The following is a 19,242-nucleotide window of genomic DNA, read 5'->3' as shown; positions in this document are numbered from 1 at the left end:
AATACACGCCCCCGCAGGCGACCCCGGTGTGACAGCGGCTAGAACTTGAAGCGACCCACCAACCCTTTGAGTTGACCGGAAATATCCGTCAAGCGACCTGACCCGGTTTGCGCCGAATGCGCAAAGCCTTCGACCAGTTGCGCATCGGCATGGATCTGCGCGATGTGACGGTTGATCTCTTCGGCCACCTGATGCTGTTCTTCGGCGGCGGTGGCGATCTGGGTGTTCTGGTCGCGGATCGAGTCCACCGAGCCACGGATCTTGTCGAAGCTGTCACGGGCCTGCTGGATGCGTTCGACGCTGGTGTGGGACACCAACAAGCTGCCTTGCATCTGCTGCGTGACTTCCTGGGTACGGCGGGCGAGGTTGCCGAGCAGGCTGTCGATTTCACCGGTGGAGTCCGCCGTGCGGCGCGCCAGGGCGCGGACTTCATCGGCGACCACGGCGAAACCTCGGCCCTGGTCACCGGCACGCGCGGCTTCGATGGCGGCGTTGAGCGCCAGCAAGTTGGTCTGCTCGGCAATCGAACGGATGGTGTCGAGGATGGTATTGATGTTCTGGCTGTCCTGCTCCAGCAACTGCATGGTCTGGGTCGACTTCTGCAAGTCTTCGCTGAGCTTGAGCACGCTGCCGGTGGCTTCGCCGATGTGTTGCTGGCCGTCGTGCACGTCGCGGTAGCCTTCGTCGGCGCTGGTGGCTGCGGCACTGCACGAACGCGCCACTTCGTTGGCGGTGGCGACCATTTCGTTGAACGCGGTGCTCACCAGTTCCACCGCTTCACGCTGGCGGCCGGCGGCCTGGTTCATGTTGTGGGCCACTTCGCTGGTGTCGGCGGCGGCGTTTTGCAGGTCGGAAGAGGCGTTGCCGATGCGCTGCACCAACTGCGCGATCATGCTCAGGAACTGGTTGAACCAGCCCGCCAGGCTGGCGGTTTCGTCCTTGCCCTGCACTTTGAGTTGGCGCGTGAGGTCGCCTTCGCCTTCGGCGATCTCTTGCAGGCCGTCGGCCACGCCGCGAATCGGGCGCACGATGACGCGGGCGAAGCTGGCGCCGACGATGGCGAAGACCACGGCCAGTACCGCCGCGATGGCACCGATCAGCCAGGTCAGGCGAGTCGCTTCGGCCATCACTTCATCGCGCTTGATCAGGCCGATAAAGCGCCAGCCCAAGTCTTTGGAGCTGACCACATTGGCCATGTAGGCCACGCCGTCGATGTCGATCTGGGTCACGCCGTCGCCGCGCTTGGCCAGTTCGGCGTAGTTGGGGCCCAACTCGGCCAGGGGTTTGAAGTTGTGCTTGGCATCGCTGGGGTCGACCAGCACGTTGCCGTTGCCTTCCACCAGCATCAGGTAGCCGCTGTCGCCCAGCTTGATGTTGCGCACCAGTTCGGTGAGCTGCTTGAGCGACACGTCCAGGCCGACCACGCCGAGAATGTTGCCCGTGGCGTCGGCGACGGTGTGCACGGTGCCGATCAGCACGACGTCATCCGGAGCCCAGTAGTAGGCACCGGTACGCACGGTGGCGCCTGGCGCGGCGATGGCCGCTTTGTACCAGGGGCGCACGCGTGGGTCGTAATTGTTGAGTTTGGTGTCGTCCGGCCAACTGGCGTAGCCGCCGTCGCTCAGGCCCAGGGACAGGTAGGCGGTGGTGGGATGGCTTTTGGCGAACTGGTCGAAAATCGCCAGCAGCTCTTTATTGGTCGGTGTCAGCGGGATTTGCGCCGCATCGGCGCCGGCGTAACTCTTGAGGTCCTTGGCCGCGACAACGCGCGGGTCCTTGGCCACGAAGTCCACGTTCTGGCTGATGCCGTCGAAAAACTGCTTCATGCCATTGTCGATCTGGCGTATTTCGCGACCGCTGCTGTCGAGGAAATTGGCCTGGGCCCCCTCGCGCAGATTCAGCACTACCAACACGGCCACGAGTATGACCGGCACGCACGCGATTGCCGCGAACGCCCAGGTCAACTTCTGCTTGATATTCATGACTTTCACCTGCGGGTATTTGTAGTTTTGGCAAGGAGAAACGCTAGTGCTGAACGCCGCATGTGTTGTTATGAGGGGATATGCCCATGCGTACCCTCGGTTTATCGACCGCAAGGGCACGCACTTTAGGGCGCTGGGGGGCGATCAGCCGATTTGGTCGTCGGCCAGGGCGTCGCGACGCATCGATTGAAGGTTCTTTTCGATGGTTTCGCAGATGGCTTCCATCTGGATCTGGTGTTCGCTGGAGCGGAACGGGCTTTGCAGATCGGTGCCGATGCGTTCGATGGCCAGCAGCATGAAGCCCACCACCGTCGACGCCAGCGGCGTGAACCAGCCCAGGGATTCCACCAGGCCCACCGGTACGATCAGGCAGAACAACGAGATAAACAGGCGCGGAAAATACACGTACGGGTAGGGCAGGGGCGTGTTGGCGATCCGCTCCATGCCGCCCTGGGCGTTGGACAGGTCCACCAGGGTCGACTCCAGCCGTGCCAGGCGAATGCTGTCCAGGTGCCCGGCCTTGTATTCCCGGGCCAGCAGCGCGGCCGAACCGGTGAGGATATCGTTGGCGAAGTTATTGGTGGCGCCATTGCGCGCGAATTCGTCGGTGGGGATAAAGGCGCGAACTTCCTCCGGACACGGCTCGCCCTTGAGGTGCGCGGCCAGGCAATTCACGTAGGCCACGTGACGGCGCAGCAGGGTCGACTTGATCGGGTTGACCTCGCTGCCGGGGTCGTCCAGCAGCGTCAGCACCTGGCGCGCAAAGCTGCGTGAGTTGTTGACCATCGCGCCCCACAGCGTGCGGGCCTCCCACCAGCGGTTATAGGCGCTGCTGTTGCGAAAACTGATTAACACGATCAGCGCCGAGCCGAGCAAGGTGAGCGGCATCAGCGGCAGGTTGATCTTGGCGTTGAGAAACAGCATGAAATCCACCGTCACGGCGATATCCCATAGCAGCAGCCAAAACAGCGACCAGCCGACGTAGCCCATGGTCTTGATGATCAAACGGTACTTTTTGATGATGGCGGCTTTCAAGCGACAACCTCGCGGCGAGCGGTAAGCAACAGTGCCTTAGCTCGGACGCTGGGGTGGGGTGAAGGTTCGCCGTGAACCTGAAACGTTTAAGTGACGTGCGCTTCGGTTGAGGTTGACGGAGGGCACCATGCTATGCTCTGGAAGCCAATTTGAAGGATTTCAAATGACTAAAACAGCCGATGTCAGTGTTGCCAGCCAAGTGCGCCGCCTGGCCAAGGCTCATCATGTTACCGCTGAGCGGGATGGCATAAGCCGAATGGCTGCTGCGATTACTAGCCTGGCTGGTGATGTGGTCGAGTTGGATGGTGTCGAGCAGTTGTTGGTCAATCTCAAGAGGAAGGGCGTTCCGAGTAAATCGAAAACTCTAGCGCTTCAGGGCAGTTACCTCCAAGAGAAGCGGCGCGCCAAGAAGAAACTAAGCGCATGAAGTTTGATCCCTTCGGCGATTTTGAGACCGCTGGGTACCTTCAAAAATGCTCTACAGCTAAAGGTCATCTGAATGATTACCTGCAACCCTTCGTGGTCGATATTGCACATCGTGATGAATGGCCAGGAATGATCGGCGGTCTAAAAGGTTTGGATGGGCTCGATAAGGAAAGGATTACATACGAAAGCCTTGATAATCCTGAGGTTCAAAAGATTTACGCAACCTACAGAGCGCAATCGCTCGCTGTGCCTTCATCCGAAAAATAGGACCCGCGATGTCCAGAATTGGCGTGATTTCCGACACCCATGGCCTGCTGCGGCCTGAAGCCGTGGCGGCCTTGCAGGGATGTGAACAGATCATCCATGCAGGCGATATCGGCAGCCCTGAAATTCTCGATCAACTGGCACAGATCGCGCCCCTGCACGTGGTGCGGGGCAATAATGACCAGGACGCGCCGTGGGCACAGCAGGTGCCCGACCATTTAATGCTAGATGTGGACGGATGGCGGACGTTGGTGGTGCATGACATCGCCGATGTGCCGGCGTTACTCGATGCGCAGACCCGCCTGGTGATCATCGGTCACTCGCATAAGCCGCTGATCGAGTGGCGCGGCGCGGTGCTGTATGTGAACCCCGGCAGTGCGGGTCGGCGGCGCTTCAAGCTACCAGTGACCCTGGCGGTGCTGGAGGTGCAGGCGGAGTCGATTCAGTCTCGGTTGATTTCGCTGGTGGACTGAAAGGTGATCACTGCTGGGAAAGAATACTCGCCAGCAACCCTGGAAAACGGCTTTCCAGCTCATCGCGACGCAACGAATTCAGATGGGTGGTGCCCACGCTGCGCGTGTTTACCAGGCCAGCATCGCGCAATACCCGGAAATGATGAGACATGCTGGACTTGGGCCGTCCGCCGTCCAGTTCGCCGCAGGTCGCCTCGGGCACCTCGGCCAGGTGGCGGACGATGTCCAGGCGCACCGGATCGCTCAGGGCGTAGAGCACGCGTTCGAGAGTCAGGTCTTGCGGGGCAGGGTGTTTGAAGGCTCGCATGAAGCGGATCATAACAGGGGGGTATCGCAGAATACCATTGTTCGATTACCATCGAACTATCGAATCACTCAACTGCTTCTGGAGTTCCCGATGTCCGCCTTGTTCGAACCGTTCAAACTCAAAGACGTCACCCTGCGCAATCGAATCGCCATCCCGCCAATGTGCCAATACATGGCCGATGATGGCAGGGTCAACGATTGGCACCACGTGCACCTGGCCGGCATGGCCCGTGGTGGTGCCGGTCTGTTGGTGGTCGAGGCCACCGCGGTATCACCGCAAGGCCGTATCACCCCCGGCTGTGCCGGTATCTGGAGCGATGCCCACGCCGAGGCGTTCGTGCCGATGGTCAAGGCCATCAAGGCTGCTGGCTCGGTGCCAGGCATCCAGATCGCCCACGCCGGGCGCAAGGCCAGCGCCAACCGCCCCTGGGAAGGCGATGACCACATCCCGGCCTCCGACGCGCGCAGTTGGGAAACCATCGCGCCATCGGCCATCGCCTTCGGTGCAAACCTGCCGACCGTACCGCGCGCCATGACCCTGGACGACATTTCCCGGGTCAAACAGGACTTCGTCGACGCCGCCCGCCGTGCCCGCGATGCCGGTTTTGAATGGATCGAACTGCACTTCGCCCACGGTTATCTGGGCCAGAGCTTCTTCTCCGAGCATTCCAACCAGCGCACCGACGCCTACGGTGGCAGCTTCGACAACCGCAGCCGTTTCCTCCTGGAAACCCTGGCCGCCGTGCGTGAAGTCTGGCCGGAAAACCTGCCGCTGACCGCGCGTTTCGGCGTGATTGAATATGATGGCCGCGACGAGCAGACCCTTACCGAGTCCATCGAACTGGCGCGTAACTTCAAGGCCGGTGGCCTGGACTTGCTGAGCGTCAGCGTCGGTTTCACCATTCCCGACACCCAGATCCCATGGGGTCCGGCCTTTATGGGGCCGATTGCCGAGCGCGTGCGCCGCGAAGCCGGTATCCCGGTGACCTCGGCCTGGGGCTTTGGCACGCCGCAATTGGCGGAAGGTGCGTTGCAGGCGGGTCATCTTGACCTGGTGTCGGTCGGTCGCGCGCACCTGGCCGACCCGCACTGGGCTTACTTTGCGGCCAAGGAACTGGGCGTGGACAAATCGTCCTGGACCTTGCCGGCGCCTTACGCGCATTGGTTGGAGCGTTATCGCTGAGGCGTAGGTACATCTCGGATGCGACTTTGAACTCGTGGAGAGGGCGCTTGCTCCCGATATAGGTAATCCGGCGTTTCGCTAAGGCAAGCCAGGCAGTTTCCCAGCCACTCAATCGAGTGGCTTTTTTTCGGCCCGGTTTTGATACAAAGCGGATACGCAAAAAATAACGAATGAGAATAGATATCAAACAAGAATGCGTTGGTATACCATGCGCCGCGAATTCTTGGCAGGTTTGCCGCCCCATCTGGCTTTTTCACTAGGTGCAACATCCATGCGTCGTACCCTGATTTCCCTCTGCGTGCTCCAGGCGTTTTCGCCCTTTACCTGGGCAGAGGTTGCCCCCACCGATAACGCCAGCCTCGAATTGCAAGCGACCACTGTGACCGGCGCTGCGGACTCTGAGACGGCGCAGGGGCCGGTCAAGGGGTATCACGCCACACGTTCAGCGAGTGCGACGCGCACCGATACCTCGATTCATGAAACCCCGCAGTCCATCAGTGTGGTATCCAAGGACGTGGTCGAAGACATCGGCGCGACCCGTCTGCAGGATGCCCTCGATTACGCGGGCGGCGTGGGCCGGGCCAATAACTTTGGCGGCCAGGGCCTCACCACCTTCACCGTACGTGGCTTTACCACCGGCGAGTTCTACCGCAACGGTTTCCCGATCAACCGTGGCTACCCGAACATGCCGGACGCCAACACCATCGAACGCCTCGAAGTGCTGCGTGGCCCGGCGACCATGCTCTATGGCCGTGGCGATCCCGGCGGCACCTTCAACGTGGTCTCCAAGCAACCGCTGGCCGAGCGGACCGTGACCCTTGGCAGCCAATTGAATGACCAGGGCATGAAACGCGGCACCCTGGATGCCTCCGGCCCGCTGGATGAAGAAGGCCGCCTGGCCTATCGCCTCAACGTGGTGGGCGAGGGCGGCGATACCTTCCGTGATCATGTCGAGACCGAACGCTACGGCGTGACCCCGGTGATTGCCTGGCAGGCCACCGATGCGACCAAGGTGATCTTCGAAGGCGACTTCATGCGCAACAACCACCCGCTGGATCGCGGCCTGACACGCTTCCCCAACCAGCGCGGCACCCCTTCGCGCGATACGTTCTGGGGCGACAAGGATGCGGGCAAGTTGCACAACGACAACAACATGGCGCAGTTGCGTTTCGAGCATATGCTCAACGACAACTGGACCCTGGGCGGTGGGTTTCAGTGGCTGGATGGGACGCTGGCAGGCAACGCCATCGAGGCCAACGGCCCGGGAAGCCTGGGCGCCGATGGGCGTACGCTGCAACGCAACTTCAACTACCGCAAGCTGGAATGGACCGACAAGGACTACCAGCTCAACCTGACCGGGCATTTCTCGACCGGCAGTTTCGAGCACACCTTGCTGACCGGCATCGAGTACGAAGACTACGACTACAAATCGATCATCCAGCGCTCCAGCGCCGCAGTGGGGACTTACCCGATCGATATCTTCAACCCTGTCTACGGTCAGGCGCGCCCACCGCTGACGCGCACGCCGACCCATGACAAGGAAAATCTCAAGACCTACGCGGCGTTCGTGCAGGATCAGGTGGCCCTGACTGAACGCTTGAAAGTCCTGGCCGGCGCGCGTTTCGAACGGTTTGAGCATGACTACGAAAGTTATGTGACCGGCGTCAGCCCTTTTCAGACCGCAGAAAACGCCGTCACCCCACGCGTGGGCGTGATCTATGACCTTACCGATACCGTCGCGGTCTATGCCGACGCCGCACGCTCGTTCAAGCCGAACACCGGTGCCGCCCGCGAAGGCGGTGGCTTCGAGCCGGAGAAGGGCAAGTCCTACGAGATGGGGGTCAAGTGGGAAGCCCTGGATCGCCAACTGAGCGTCGACGCGGCGATCTATCAGATCGAGAAAAAGAACGTGCTGACCACCGATCCGGTGGTCAACACCTTCAGCGTCGCGGCGGGTGAAGTGCGCAGCCGAGGGTTTGACCTGAACGTGGCCGGCAACCTCACCCCCGAGTGGCGTGTGATCGGTGGCTATGCCTACGTGGACGCCGAGGTCACCAAGGACAACTCGATCCGATCCGGCACGCGCCTGCTGAACATCCCGCGCAACAGCTTCAGCCTGCTCAACGTGTATGAGTTCCAGGACGGCGCGCTCAAGGGCCTGGGCCTGGGTGCCGGCGGCAAGTACGTCGACCAGCGCGCGGGCCAGACCGCCAACACGGCGTTTTCGATGGACGCCTACACCGTCGTCGACCTGCTCAGCTACTACAAGGTCAACGAGCAGGTGCGCCTGAACCTGGACGTGAAGAACCTGTTCAATCGTGAATACGAAGAGGGCGCCTTCGGCAATATCTACGCGTATCCGGGCGCGCCGCGCACGGTGCAGGTGGGTATCTCGTACTCTCTGTAATGGCTGCCTGGTGGCGTGCATCATCCGGGGCGATTGCACGCCGCCTCACAGTCCCGGCAGAAAACCCCGCGTTCTCTTAAATAAGCGTTTACCTCTTCTCCAATAGGTGAGAAAAACGTGCCCATTTCCCCGGAGATGGATATCCCATGCCTCGTTCAACCCTTATCACCCGCCTGGTCGTCGCGCTGCTGGTCGGCGCTGCGCTGTGGTACATGTGGATCATCGCCAGCCCCAAGCTGGAAATCGGCGGCGCCAGCCCGGATCAGCAGGAGGTGGGCGTCTTGCAGGGCCTGACGCCACGTGATTTTGGCGAGTCGGGCACCGGCGTGGTGGTGACGGCCCAAGGCACATGGTTGGTGGGGCTGGTAGACGACGAATATCACACCTTCGAACCGTCCGCCGAACGGGTCAACCTGACCGAGCAGCTCTACGGCAAGACCCCGAAGGCGCCGGAAGAGCAAAACACCTATTCCGGCTATTTCTCGCGCAGCAAACCCCAGACCACAATCGTGTCGCGCCTGGAGGCTGACGGCCAATTCAAGCCAGTGGCCCAGCTCAGTGGCGCCGCGTCCCTGGTGGCCAGTGCCGATGGTGCGCGCGTGTTGCTGCTCACCGACCTCAAACGGCCCAACGGGGCCGATGGCCAGGTGGTGTTCAGCAGTGATGACCAAGGCAAGACCTGGACCTTGTTGGCCGGCGAGTTATTCCCCGCGATAGGGGGCGCGCTGATGCTGCTCGATCCGTACTTTTACAGCAAGGACGAGGTCTGGGCCTGGAGCTTTCCCGATGAGATAGAGGATGAATCCAACCGTGTATCGACCGGGGTGTATTACTCCGCCGATGGCGGTCTGCACAGTACGTTAATCACAACGCCACACCCCCTGGTGGTAGGGGGTGAATACGTGAGCGGCAAACGTCCGGATATCAAGCAGTGGCACGATTCCAACGATCAGGTGACCCACGTGCTGCAACTGGATGCCCGACGCGCCTATATCTGGGTGTCCCAGCGCTTCTGGGGCGTCGCCCCTAATGACAGGGGCGACAATGTCGGGGTCAGCGTCACCACGCGTGTGGAACTGACGCGAGTGGACGGAAAATGGCAGGCGGGCGCTGCCCAGCGTGAAGACGACCTGTACATCACCGACCTTGCCAACAATGGCGCGGGGCGTGTGCTCGGCCTGATCGACCACGGCCCGGATGGGCAGGCCGTGGTCGCTGAAATGAACACCACCACCCTGGCCTGGCAACCCCTGGGCGACGTGCCCAATGTGTTCTCGCCGTTGGCCGCCAGCACCGTGGCCCAGAAGCTGTGGGTGGGGCGCAACAGCCTGATGATCAGCACCTACAGCGAACACCATCCGCCGCGCTGGCTGTACTGGTGGGGCAAGGCGAACATCTCGTCCGGGGCGGTGTTTTATTCCACGAACTGGGGCCAGTCCTGGAGACGCCTGGCGCTGGACGGCGGTGCCCACGGCATACGCGGCTTCGACGGCGCCAGCGACCGCGTTTTCTGGGCCAAGCAAAGCAAACTTTACGATGTCGGTATTCACGCCTACGGCTTGCGTTAAAGCGCTTGCGGGACGGTCGTGGCGGATGGCGTTATTGTCAGCAGGCCCACGGATCTTCACCTGGCTTTAAAGCGGGGTGAGCACATTCACCATCCCCTGACCGTTATCAATTCTGCCAGCACTGCGCGTAGCGCTCACACACGCCATAACGTTTGTCCAACTCAGCCAAGTGTGCCCAGTTGTCGGCCATTGCTTCCTTTTCCAGCGATTCGTTGAGCCTGCGGTAGAACTGCAGCATCGCGCCGTTGAAGGCCAATGCCTGGGTGACGTCGGTTTCCGGAGTATCGGGCACCAGGGTTTTCAGCGTGGGCGTGTCCAGCCGCGAAAGCCGCGCACGGTATTCAACCTTGTATTGTTCAAGCGCCTTGGCCTTTACGCCCTGAGCCTGAACCAGGTAATTCGCGACGTTCTGACGATACTGCGTCCAATAGGCATCCGGCAGATCGAGGTTCATCTGGGCCTTGCGCTTGTTGACCACCAGATCAGTTGCGTGATCGCGCATGCCGTTATCCAGCGGACTGGCCTGGGGTTTCATTTCCGCAATGATGCTCGGCTCGATAACACAACGTGGATACCGGCAAAGACTATGGCTGGGGCCCCAAGGACTACTACTCGGCATGGCTGCCGGGAGGTACGTATGAAGTCAGTGACCTTGGCTCGCGTCGTGGCGTGATGGGGCCCTACTCAAAACCGCTGCGCTTTACGGTCACCAATGGCCAAATCAATTATGTGGGTGAAATGACCTATGGTTGCCCGCTCGCGGCTCACCCGGCAGCGATCTATGGCGTGAAAAACTGTGGGATCCTGGCGCTGGGAACGTGCACCGTTGATTACCCCAGCATTGCCCTATGCGTGGTGGATCGCCAGGAACAGTCCGTTCGAACTTTCGTCAAGCAGCACCCGCAATATTCCGAGCTGCCGGTCAAATCAGCCGTGATGTCGACGCGTTCGCCGAACTGAGTGTAGAAGCTCAACACAGGTTAAAGCGGCGTCAACACATTCATCACCGTATCCAACGCCACCCGCGTGTCATCCAACTGCACCAGCGACGCATGCCGCGCGCCCAGGGCATCGCGGTTCTTGATCGCGGTGAGGATCGCCTTGTGCCGGGGCAGGCTCAGGCCCTGGATGTCCGGGCGACGGTTGGTGATGTTGATCGACTCGCGCAGCGGCAGCGACAGCATGTTGCACATGTACGCGAGCAAATCGTTGCGGGTGGCGTCGGCGATGGCACGGTGGAAGTCCAGGTCGGCCTGCAACAGGTCTTCGTGGGTCTTCGCGGTTTCCATGCCGGCGTAGGCTTTTTCGATGATGGCGATGTCTTCATCGGTGGCCGTGGTCGCCGCCATGGCGGCGATTTCCGGTTCCAGGATGCGCCGCACACCGGCCAGGGTATTGAAGAATTCGCTATGGGGCGTGGATTGCATCAGCCAGGACAACACATCCGGGTCGAGCAGGTGCCACTTCAAACGCGGCCGCACCACCGCACCCACCCGTGGCTTGGAATACACCAGGCCCTTGGCGCTGAGCACGCGCGTGGCTTCGCGCAACACCGAACGGCTGACCTTGTACTCCTCGCAGAGCGTGGCCTCCATGGGCAGCCTTTCTTCAGGCTTGAAGCGACCGGAAACGATGTGCATGCCCAAGTCCTGAACGATCTGGGCATGCATGCTCTTGCGCGGCTTGGACGGCTGGTGATCCATAACGGGCGGGATGCTCTGGCTTAAATTCGCGGCATCATAGCATCCCAATTAGTGGGAATGACGGGGGACTTCAGCCCCACGGCACCCTACCAGGAAGTCAAAGTCGCAACCCTGGTCGGCCTGCAGCACATGGTCGATGTACAACTGGCGGTAGCCGCCGACGATCAGTTTCTCCGGTGGCGCCAGGTCAGCCATGCGCGCCGCCAGCTCTGCGTCGGGGATGTCCAGGTGCAAGCGGCCGTTGGCGCAGTCCAGTTCGATCCAGTCGCCTTCCTTCACTGCGGCCAATGGTCCGCCCGCCGCGGCTTCCGGTGCCACGTGCAACACCACCGTGCCATAGGCCGTGCCGCTCATGCGCGCATCGGAGATGCGCACCATATCGGTCACGCCCTGGGCCAGCAGCTTGGCCGGCAGGCCCATGTTGCCGACTTCGGCCATGCCTGGGTAACCCTTGGGCCCGCAGTTTTTCATGACCAGGATCGAGTTGGCATCCACGTCCAGTTCCGGATCGTTGATGCGCGCCTTGTACATGTCGAAGTTCTCGAACACCACCGCGCGGCCGCGATGCTGCATCAGCTCGGCGCTGGCCGCCGACGGTTTGAGCACGGCGCCCAGCGGGGCAAGGTTGCCGCGCAGCACGCAAATGCCGCCGTCGGCGCGGATCGGGTTGTCGAGGGTGCGGATCACTTCGTCCTGGCCGTAGATCGGCGAGTCCTTGGTGTTCTCGCCCAGGGACTTGCCGTTGACGGTCAAGGCGTTCGGGTGCGGGATCAGGTTGGCTTCACCCAGGCGACGCAGCACGGCGGGCAGGCCGCCGGCGTAGTAGAACTCTTCCATCAGGAAACGCCCCGACGGCTGCAGGTCGACGATGGTCGGCATGCCGCGGCCGATGCGGGTCCAGTCGTCCAGGTCCAATTCCACGCCAATGCGGCCGGCGATGGCTTTCAAGTGGATCACGGCGTTGGTCGAACCACCGATGGCGGCGTTCACGCGAATCGCGTTTTCAAACGCCTCCTTGGTGAGGATCTTCGACAGCTTCAAGTCTTCGCGCACCATCTCTACCGCGCGCATGCCGGACATGTGCGCCAGCACATAACGCCGCGCGTCCACCGCCGGGATCGCTGCGTTGTGGGGAAGGGAGGTGCCGAGCGCCTCGGCCATGCAGGCCATGGTCGACGCGGTGCCCATGGTGTTGCAGGTGCCCGCCGAGCGCGACATGCCGCCCTCTGCCGCAAGGAAATCATCCAGGGTAATGGTGCCGGCCTTGACTTGTTCGCTGAGCTGCCACACCACCGTCCCCGAGCCGATGTCCTGGCCCTTGTGCTTGCCGTTGAGCATCGGCCCGCCGGTGACCACGATGGCCGGCACGTCGCAACTGGCGGCGCCCATCAGCAGGGCCGGGGTGGTCTTGTCGCAGCCGGTCAGCAGTACCACGCCATCTATCGGGTTACCGCGAATGGCTTCTTCCACGTCCATGCTCGCCAGGTTACGGGTGAGCATGGCGGTGGGGCGCAGGTTGGATTCGCCGTTGGAGAACACCGGGAATTCCACCGGGAAGCCGCCGGCCTCGATCACGCCACGCTTGACGTGCTCGGCGATCTGGCGGAAGTGCGCGTTGCACGGGGTCAGTTCTGACCAGGTGTTGCAGATGCCAATGATCGGCTTGCCATGGAACTGATGGTCGGCGATGCCCTGGTTCTTCATCCAGCTGCGGTACATGAAGCCGTTCTTGTCGGCGGTGCCAAACCACTGGGCGGAGCGTAGGCCGGGCTTTTTATCAGACATGATCGATTCTCTTATTGTATGACTATATGTTCTCTCTGCGGCTAAACATAAGCGCAAATTCTTCCATTTGGAAGTGTTGTTTCGTAAATAGTACTACTATATAGTCAATCTCAACTGAGGTACGACCCTGGCGGATTTCCGCGAGAGGCGTCCCCGATTCCTATAAGAACAACAATCGGAGATCGACCCCCATGAGCGAGGAATTGCGGCTTATCCGGCGCATCACGCTGAAACTGATTCCCTTCCTGATCCTGCTGTACTTGATTGCCTACGTGGACCGTTCCGCCGTGGGCTTTGCCAAGCTGCACATGGGCGCCGACGTCGGCATCGGGGATGCGGCCTATGGCCTGGGGGCGGGGTTGTTCTTCATTGGCTACTTCCTGTTCGAGATTCCCAGCAACCTGATGCTCGACCGCTTCGGCGCACGGCGCTGGTTCGCGCGCATCATGATCACCTGGGGCGCCATCACCATCGGTATGGCCTTTGTGCAGGGGCCGCACAGTTTCTATGTAATGCGCTTTCTGCTCGGTGCAGCCGAAGCCGGGTTCTTTCCGGGCGTGCTCTACTACATCACCCAATGGTTCCCGGTGCGCCACCGCGGCAAGATCCTCGGGCTGTTTATCCTTTCCCAACCTATCGCGATGATGATCACCGGTCCCGTGTCCGGCGGCCTGCTGGGCATGGACGGTATCCTCGGCCTGCACGGCTGGCAGTGGCTGTTCATTGTGATCGGGACTCCGGCGATCCTGCTGACCTGGCCGGTGCTGCGTTACCTGCCGGATGGTCCGAAGCAGGTCAAGTGGATGACCGACGCCGAAAAAGCCTGGTTGACCGGTGAGCTGGACAAAGACCTGCAAGCCTACGGCCAGACGCGTCATGGCAACCCGTTGCATGCGCTCAAAGACAAGCGCGTGTTGCTGCTGGCACTGTTCTACCTGCCGGTGACCCTGAGCATCTACGGCCTGGGCCTGTGGCTGCCGACCCTGATCAAGCAATTCGGCGGCAGCGACCTCACCACCGGCTTCATCTCCGCCGTGCCGTACATCTTCGGCATTATCGGTTTGCTGATCATCCCGCGCAGTTCCGACCGTTTGAACGACCGCTACGGTCACCTCGCCGTACTCTATGTACTGGGCGCCGTCGGCCTGTTCTGCAGCGCCTGGCTGAGTGCGCCGGTGCTGCAAATGGCGGCGCTGTGCCTGGCGGCGTTCGCGCTGTTTTCCTGTACGGCGGTGTTCTGGACCTTGCCGGGGCGTTTCTTTGCCGGCGCCAGTGCGGCGGCGGGTATTGCATTGATCAACTCGGTGGGCAACCTCGGCGGTTATATCGGTCCGTTCGTGATCGGTGCGCTCAAGGAATACACCGGCAACCTGGCCTCGGGCCTGTACTTCCTGTCCGCGGTCATGGTGTTTGGGCTGGTGCTGACCGGCGTGGTCTATCGCGTCCTCGAGCGCAAGCATGTGCTGCCGGCCGACCAGTTCGCCGCCAGCGCCCGTGGCGCCACACGTACTTAAATTTTGGAGAACCTTCATGCGTTTAGTGCAGTTTGAACTCAATAATGGCGAGCGTCGGGTCGGCGTCGTAGACGGCAGCCAACTGCGCGAAGTGCTGGGCGCGCAGAGCGTGCGCGAACTGGCGCTGGCCGCCATCGAAGCGGGCATCAAGTTGCAGCAGCAGGTGCAAAGCCTTGGCCTGGGCGACGCTCACGATTACGCGGCGTTGCTGGCCGAGCAGAAAATCCTGCCGCCGCTGGACCACCCGGATCCGGCCCATATGCTGATCAGCGGCACCGGCCTCACGCATCTGGGCAGCGCCTCGGCGCGGGACAAGATGCACCAGCAGGCCGGCGACGACAACGCCATGACTGACACCATGCGCATCTTCAAATGGGGCGTGGAGGGCGGCAAACCCGCCGCCGGCCAGGCCGGTGTGCAACCGGAGTGGTTCTACAAGGGCGACGGCAGCATCGTGGTGCGCCCAGGCCAGGCGTTCCCGGTGCCGCCGTTTGCCGAAGACGCCGGTGAAGAACCGGAAATCGGCGGCCTCTATGTGATCGGCCATGACCGCAAGCCTTATCGCCTGGGTTTCGCGGTGGGCAACGAGTTCTCCGACCACGTGATGGAACGCAAGAACTACCTTTACCTGGCCCATTCCAAGCTGCGCAGCTGCAGTTACGGCCCGGAGCTGCGCGTGGGCGAGTTGCCCCAGCATCTGGCCGGCACCAGCCGTATCCTGCGCAACGGCGAGGAAATCTGGCGGAACGAATTCCTCAGCGGCGAGGCCAATATGTGCCACAGCCTGGAAAACCTCGAATACCACCATTTCAAATACAGCCAGTTCCTCAAGCCGGGCGATGTGCACATCCACTTCTTCGGTACCGCTACCTTGTCATTTGCCGACGGTATACGTACCCAACCGGGCGATGTGTTCGAGATCAGCCAGGCCGAGTTCGGCGCGCCGCTGGTCAACAGCGTCGGCAGTGCTGATGCGGCATTCGAACCCGGCAACGTCATCACCCTTTAAAGGAGATCAGCATGACCCAGTTCCTTGGCCACAATTTCATCGGCGGCCAGCGCAGCGCCAACGGCAGCGTCAAGCTGCAGAGCGTCGATGCCACCACCGGCGAGGCCTTGCCGCAGGATTTCTACCAGGCCACCCCAGAGGAAGTCGACGCCGCCGCCCAGGCCGCCGCGCAGGCTTATCCGGCCTATCGTGCCCTGAGTGCCGCGCGCCGCGCGCAGTTCCTGGACGCCATCGCCGATGAGCTGGATGCGCTGAGCGACAACTTCGTCGAGCTGGTATGCCGCGAAACCGCACTGCCCGCCGCGCGTATCAACGGCGAGCGCGGGCGCACCAGCGGCCAGATGCGTTTGTTTGCCACGGTGCTGCGTCGCGGTGATTTCTACGGTGCACGTATCGACAGGGCGCTGCCGGATCGTCAGCCACTGCCGCGCCCGGACCTGCGCCAATACCGCATCGGCCTCGGCCCGGTCGCCGTGTTCGGGGCCAGCAACTTCCCCCTGGCGTTTTCCACCGCCGGCGGCGACACCGCCGCTGCGCTGGCGGCCGGTTGCCCGGTGGTCTTCAAGGCGCACAGCGGCCATATGGCTACGGCGGAACAGGTCGCCAATGCGATCATCCGCGCGGCAGAAGCCACCGAGATGCCGGCCGGCGTGTTCAATATGATCTTCGGCGGCGGCGTCGGTGAGGCGCTGGTCAAGCACCCGGCGATCCAGGCAGTGGGCTTTACCGGTTCGCTCAGAGGCGGTCGCGCCCTGTGCGATATGGCGGCGGCACGCCCGCAGCCGATCCCGGTGTTTGCCGAGATGTCGAGCATCAACCCGGTGATCGTGTTGCCCCAGGCCCTGCACGCCCGCGCCGAAACCGTCGCCCGCGACCTGACCGCTTCGGTGGTGCAAGGCTGCGGTCAGTTCTGCACTAACCCAGGCCTGGTGATCGGCATCGCCTCGCCGGCATTCACCGCGTTCACCCAGCAGGTGGCGCAGCTGATTGGCGCGCAACCGGCGCAGACCATGCTCAACGCCGGTACCTTGAGCAGCTACGGCAAGGGCCTGGAAAAACTCTTGGCCCACCCCGGTATCCAGCACTTGGCGGGCAATGCGCAATCCGGTAATCAAGCACAGCCGCAACTGTTCAAGGCCGATGCCAGCTTGCTGATCAACGGCGATGAAGCGCTGCAGGAAGAAGTGTTCGGCCCCACCACGGTGTTTGTCGAAGTCGCCGACCAGGCCCAACTCAGCGCCGCCTTGCACGGCCTGCACGGTCAACTCACCGCGACCATCATTGGCGAGCCGGCGGACTTTCAACAGTTCGCCGAACTCACGCCGCTGCTGGAACAGAAAGTCGGGCGCATCCTGCTCAATGGCTACCCGACCGGCGTGGAAGTGTGCGATTCGATGGTGCACGGCGGCCCGTACCCGGCGACGTCCGATGCCCGTGGCACCTCGGTCGGCACCCTGGCCATCGACCGTTTCCTGCGCCCGGTGTGCTTCCAGAACTACCCGGACAGCCTGCTGCCCGATGCGTTGAAAAACGCCAACCCGTTGCGTATCCAGCGCCTGGTGGATGGCTCACCGTCGCGCGAGTCGCTCTAAGGAATCCGGAGGTTTCATGGCGTGGAATGCGGTCACTGCACACCGTGCACAATTGGGCGAAGGGCCGTTCTGGGACGTGCCGACCCAGGCGCTGTATTGGGTCAACATCGCAGGTTCACAGGCGCTGCGCCTGATGGGCGGGCAACTGCGCATCTGGCAGTTGCCCGAGCATGTCTCGGCGTTTATCCCGTGTGAACGCGGCGATGCACTGGTGACCCTGAGCAGCGGCGTCTATCGGCTGGACCTGGCGACCGAAGCCTTGACCCTGCTCTGCGTGGCCGACCCGCAACCGGGCAACCGTGGCAATGAAGCACGCTGCGATGCCCAGGGGCGCCTGTGGCTGGGCACCATGCAGAACAACATCGGCGAACAGGGTGAAGACCTGCCGATTACCCGGCGCTCCGGCGGCCTGTTCCGTATCGATGCCGATGCGCAGGTCACGCCGTTGCTGCAAGGCCTGGGCATTCCCAACACCTTGCTGTGGAACGAGGAGGGCAGCCAGGTGCACTTTGGTGACAGCCTGGACGGCACGCTCTATCAGTATTCGATCCACGCCGATGGCCAGCTCGCACCGCCACGGGTGTGGTTCGGGCCGCACGCGCGCGGCGGCCCGGACGGCTCGGCCATGGACGCCGAGGGCTTTATCTGGAACGCGCGCTGGGACGGCAGTTGCCTGCTGCGCCTGACGCCTGCGGGCGAGGTGGATCGCATCATCGAACTGCCGGTCAGCCGCCCCACCAGTTGCGTGTTCGGTGGGCCCGACCTCACCACCCTGTTTATCACCAGCGCGGCCAGTCCTTTGAATCACCCTTTGGACGGTGCCGTGCTGGCCATCGAAGTCGATGTACCTGGCAAGCCTTGCCATCGTTTTGCCGGTTAAACCCAACATTCAAAAACAACAACAAGAGGTGTCGTTCATGAAAAAGGCTCTACGCGTCCTTGCTGCCGCCGTTGCTTTAAGCAGCCTCAGCAGCCTCGCATCCGCTGAAGAAGTGAAGATCGGTTTTCTGGTCAAGCAGGCCGAGGAGCCGTGGTTCCAGACCGAATGGGCCTTTGCCGAAAAAGCCGCCCAGGACAAGGGTTTCAAACTCATCAAGATCGCCGTGCCCGACGGTGAGAAAACCCTCTCGGCCATCGACAGCCTGGCCGCCAACGGCGCCAAGGGCTTTGTGATCTGCCCGCCGGACGTGTCCCTCGGCCCTGCCATTGTGGCCAAGGCCAAGCTCAACGACATGAAAGTCATGGCGGTGGACGACCGTTTCGTCGATGCCAAGGGCAATTTCATGGAAGACGTGCCGTACCTGGGCATGGCCGCCTTCGAAGTGGGCCAGAAACAGGGCGCCGCGATGGCCGCCGAAGCGAAAAAACGCGGTTGGGACTGGAAGGAGACCTACGCGGTAGTCAACACCTTCAACGAACTCGACACCGGTAAAAAACGCACCGACGGTTCGATCAAATCCCTGGAAGAAGCCGGCATTCCCAAGGATCACATCCTCACCGCCCCGCTGAAAACCCTCGACGTCCCCGGCAGCATGGACGCCACCAACTCGGCGCTGGTCAAGCTGCCGCGCGGCGCGAAAAACCTGATCATCGGCGGCATGAACGACAACACCGTGCTTGGCGGCGTGCGCGCCACCGAAAGCGCCGGTTTTGCCGCGGCCAATGTGATCGGCATCGGCATCAACGGCACTGACGCCATCGGCGAATTGAAGAAAGCCAACAGCGGCTTCTTCGGCTCGATGCTGCCAAGCCCGCACATCGAAGGCTACAAAACCGCCGAGATGATGTACGAGTGGGTGACCAAAGGCACCGAGCCGCCTAAGTACACCGCCATGGACGAAGTGACCCTGATCACCCGCGAGAACTTCAAGGAAGAACTGACCAAAATCGGGCTGTGGAAATGACTGCTGCGGCCCTTCGGTTTGACGGTATCGGCAAAACCTTTCCCGGGGTCAAGGCGCTCGACGGCATCTGTTTCACCGCCCACCCGGGGCA

Annotated in this window: 16 protein-coding genes and 3 pseudogenes; 12 read left to right on the top strand and 7 right to left on the bottom strand. The window is 61.9% G+C overall.

Annotation, left to right across the window (positions count from 1 at the left end; translation table 11 throughout):
* Nucleotides 1–38: 38 nt before the first annotated feature.
* From V6M90_RS30050 to V6M90_RS01860, 3 genes and pseudogenes are all read right to left on the bottom strand, one after another.
* Nucleotides 39–554, bottom strand: a pseudogene (locus tag V6M90_RS30050) (methyl-accepting chemotaxis protein); the annotation flags it as partial.
* 348 nt (nt 555–902) lie between these two features.
* Nucleotides 903–1,982 (bottom strand): annotated as a pseudogene (locus V6M90_RS30045) (cache domain-containing protein); the annotation flags it as partial.
* 144 nt (nt 1,983–2,126) lie between these two features.
* Nucleotides 2,127–3,017: a bestrophin family protein gene (locus V6M90_RS01860; RefSeq protein WP_003173339.1), complete on the bottom strand. Its 891-nt coding sequence runs from the start codon at nt 3,015–3,017 to the stop codon at nt 2,127–2,129.
* Between the two features lie 163 nt (nt 3,018–3,180).
* On the opposite strand from V6M90_RS01860, the gene V6M90_RS01855 reads away from it, so the two are divergent.
* From V6M90_RS01855 to V6M90_RS01845, 3 genes and pseudogenes are all read left to right on the top strand, one after another.
* Nucleotides 3,181–3,444: a hypothetical protein gene (locus tag V6M90_RS01855; RefSeq protein WP_305429261.1), complete on the top strand. Its 264-nt coding sequence runs from the start codon at nt 3,181–3,183 to the stop codon at nt 3,442–3,444.
* Nucleotides 3,445–3,503: 59 nt separating this feature from the next.
* Nucleotides 3,504–3,710: pseudogene (locus V6M90_RS01850) on the top strand (cell filamentation protein Fic); the annotation flags it as partial.
* Nucleotides 3,711–3,718: 8 nt separating this feature from the next.
* Nucleotides 3,719–4,180 (top strand): metallophosphoesterase family protein, encoded by a 462-nt coding sequence (locus tag V6M90_RS01845; RefSeq protein WP_003173340.1) that lies wholly within the window; start codon nt 3,719–3,721, stop codon nt 4,178–4,180.
* Nucleotides 4,181–4,187: 7 nt separating this feature from the next.
* On the opposite strand, the gene V6M90_RS01840 is transcribed toward V6M90_RS01845, so the two are convergent.
* The gene (locus V6M90_RS01840) at nt 4,188–4,487 is read right to left on the bottom strand and encodes an ArsR/SmtB family transcription factor (RefSeq protein WP_042945681.1); all 300 of its coding nucleotides are present in this window, start codon (nt 4,485–4,487) and stop codon (nt 4,188–4,190) included.
* 90 nt (nt 4,488–4,577) lie between these two features.
* Here V6M90_RS01840 and V6M90_RS01835 point away from each other — a divergent pair, with 90 nt between their 5' ends.
* From V6M90_RS01835 to V6M90_RS01825, 3 genes are all read left to right on the top strand, one after another.
* On the top strand, nt 4,578–5,669 hold the full coding sequence (locus V6M90_RS01835) for an NADH:flavin oxidoreductase/NADH oxidase (protein ID WP_003173342.1): 1,092 nt from the start codon (nt 4,578–4,580) through the stop codon (nt 5,667–5,669).
* Nucleotides 5,670–5,940: 271 nt separating this feature from the next.
* The gene (locus tag V6M90_RS01830; protein WP_141064213.1) at nt 5,941–8,076 is read left to right on the top strand and encodes a TonB-dependent siderophore receptor; all 2,136 of its coding nucleotides are present in this window, start codon (nt 5,941–5,943) and stop codon (nt 8,074–8,076) included.
* A gap of 146 nt (nt 8,077–8,222) precedes the next feature.
* Complete coding sequence (locus V6M90_RS01825) at nt 8,223–9,644, top strand: hypothetical protein (RefSeq protein WP_141064214.1); 1,422 nt, start codon at nt 8,223–8,225, stop codon at nt 9,642–9,644.
* Between the two features lie 106 nt (nt 9,645–9,750).
* Here the strand turns inward: V6M90_RS01825 and V6M90_RS01820 are convergent, their stop codons facing one another.
* Nucleotides 9,751–10,146 (bottom strand): hypothetical protein, encoded by a 396-nt coding sequence (locus tag V6M90_RS01820; RefSeq protein WP_332845990.1) that lies wholly within the window; start codon nt 10,144–10,146, stop codon nt 9,751–9,753.
* A gap of 65 nt (nt 10,147–10,211) precedes the next feature.
* Between V6M90_RS01820 and V6M90_RS01815 the strand changes: the two genes are divergently transcribed.
* A complete protein-coding gene (locus tag V6M90_RS01815; protein ID WP_141064216.1) occupies nt 10,212–10,604 on the top strand; it encodes a hypothetical protein in 393 nt (130 codons plus the stop codon).
* Nucleotides 10,605–10,624: 20 nt separating this feature from the next.
* Here the strand turns inward: V6M90_RS01815 and V6M90_RS01810 are convergent, their stop codons facing one another.
* Together V6M90_RS01810 and V6M90_RS01805 are read right to left on the bottom strand one after the other, a co-directional pair.
* Nucleotides 10,625–11,347 (bottom strand): FadR/GntR family transcriptional regulator, encoded by a 723-nt coding sequence (locus V6M90_RS01810; protein ID WP_003173348.1) that lies wholly within the window; start codon nt 11,345–11,347, stop codon nt 10,625–10,627.
* Between the two features lie 48 nt (nt 11,348–11,395).
* Nucleotides 11,396–13,132 (bottom strand): IlvD/Edd family dehydratase, encoded by a 1,737-nt coding sequence (locus tag V6M90_RS01805; protein ID WP_003173349.1) that lies wholly within the window; start codon nt 13,130–13,132, stop codon nt 11,396–11,398.
* Nucleotides 13,133–13,323: 191 nt separating this feature from the next.
* On the opposite strand from V6M90_RS01805, the gene V6M90_RS01800 reads away from it, so the two are divergent.
* Genes V6M90_RS01800 through V6M90_RS01780 form a run of 5 tightly spaced genes read left to right on the top strand, consistent with a single transcriptional unit; the run spans nt 13,324 to nt 19,151 of the window.
* A complete protein-coding gene (locus tag V6M90_RS01800; RefSeq protein WP_078732752.1) occupies nt 13,324–14,646 on the top strand; it encodes an MFS transporter in 1,323 nt (440 codons plus the stop codon).
* Between the two features lie 16 nt (nt 14,647–14,662).
* Complete coding sequence (araD1, locus tag V6M90_RS01795) at nt 14,663–15,655, top strand: AraD1 family protein (protein ID WP_003173351.1); 993 nt, start codon at nt 14,663–14,665, stop codon at nt 15,653–15,655.
* Nucleotides 15,656–15,666: 11 nt separating this feature from the next.
* Nucleotides 15,667–17,247 carry an aldehyde dehydrogenase (NADP(+)) gene (locus tag V6M90_RS01790; RefSeq protein ID WP_332845989.1) on the top strand — a complete coding sequence of 527 codons (1,581 nt, stop codon included), beginning with the start codon at nt 15,667–15,669 and terminating at the stop codon, nt 17,245–17,247.
* A 16-nt stretch (nt 17,248–17,263) separates the two neighbouring features.
* Nucleotides 17,264–18,127, top strand: a complete 864-nt coding sequence (locus V6M90_RS01785; RefSeq protein ID WP_332845988.1) for an SMP-30/gluconolactonase/LRE family protein — start codon at nt 17,264–17,266, stop codon at nt 18,125–18,127.
* Nucleotides 18,128–18,164: 37 nt separating this feature from the next.
* A complete protein-coding gene (locus V6M90_RS01780) occupies nt 18,165–19,151 on the top strand; it encodes a substrate-binding domain-containing protein (protein ID WP_003173354.1) in 987 nt (328 codons plus the stop codon).
* Nucleotides 19,152–19,242 lie beyond the last annotated feature (91 nt).

Source organism: Pseudomonas lactucae (assembly GCF_036688725.1).
Taxonomy (GTDB): domain Bacteria; phylum Pseudomonadota; class Gammaproteobacteria; order Pseudomonadales; family Pseudomonadaceae; genus Aquipseudomonas; species Aquipseudomonas lactucae.
This window is presented reverse-complemented; position numbering and strand designations above follow the sequence as displayed.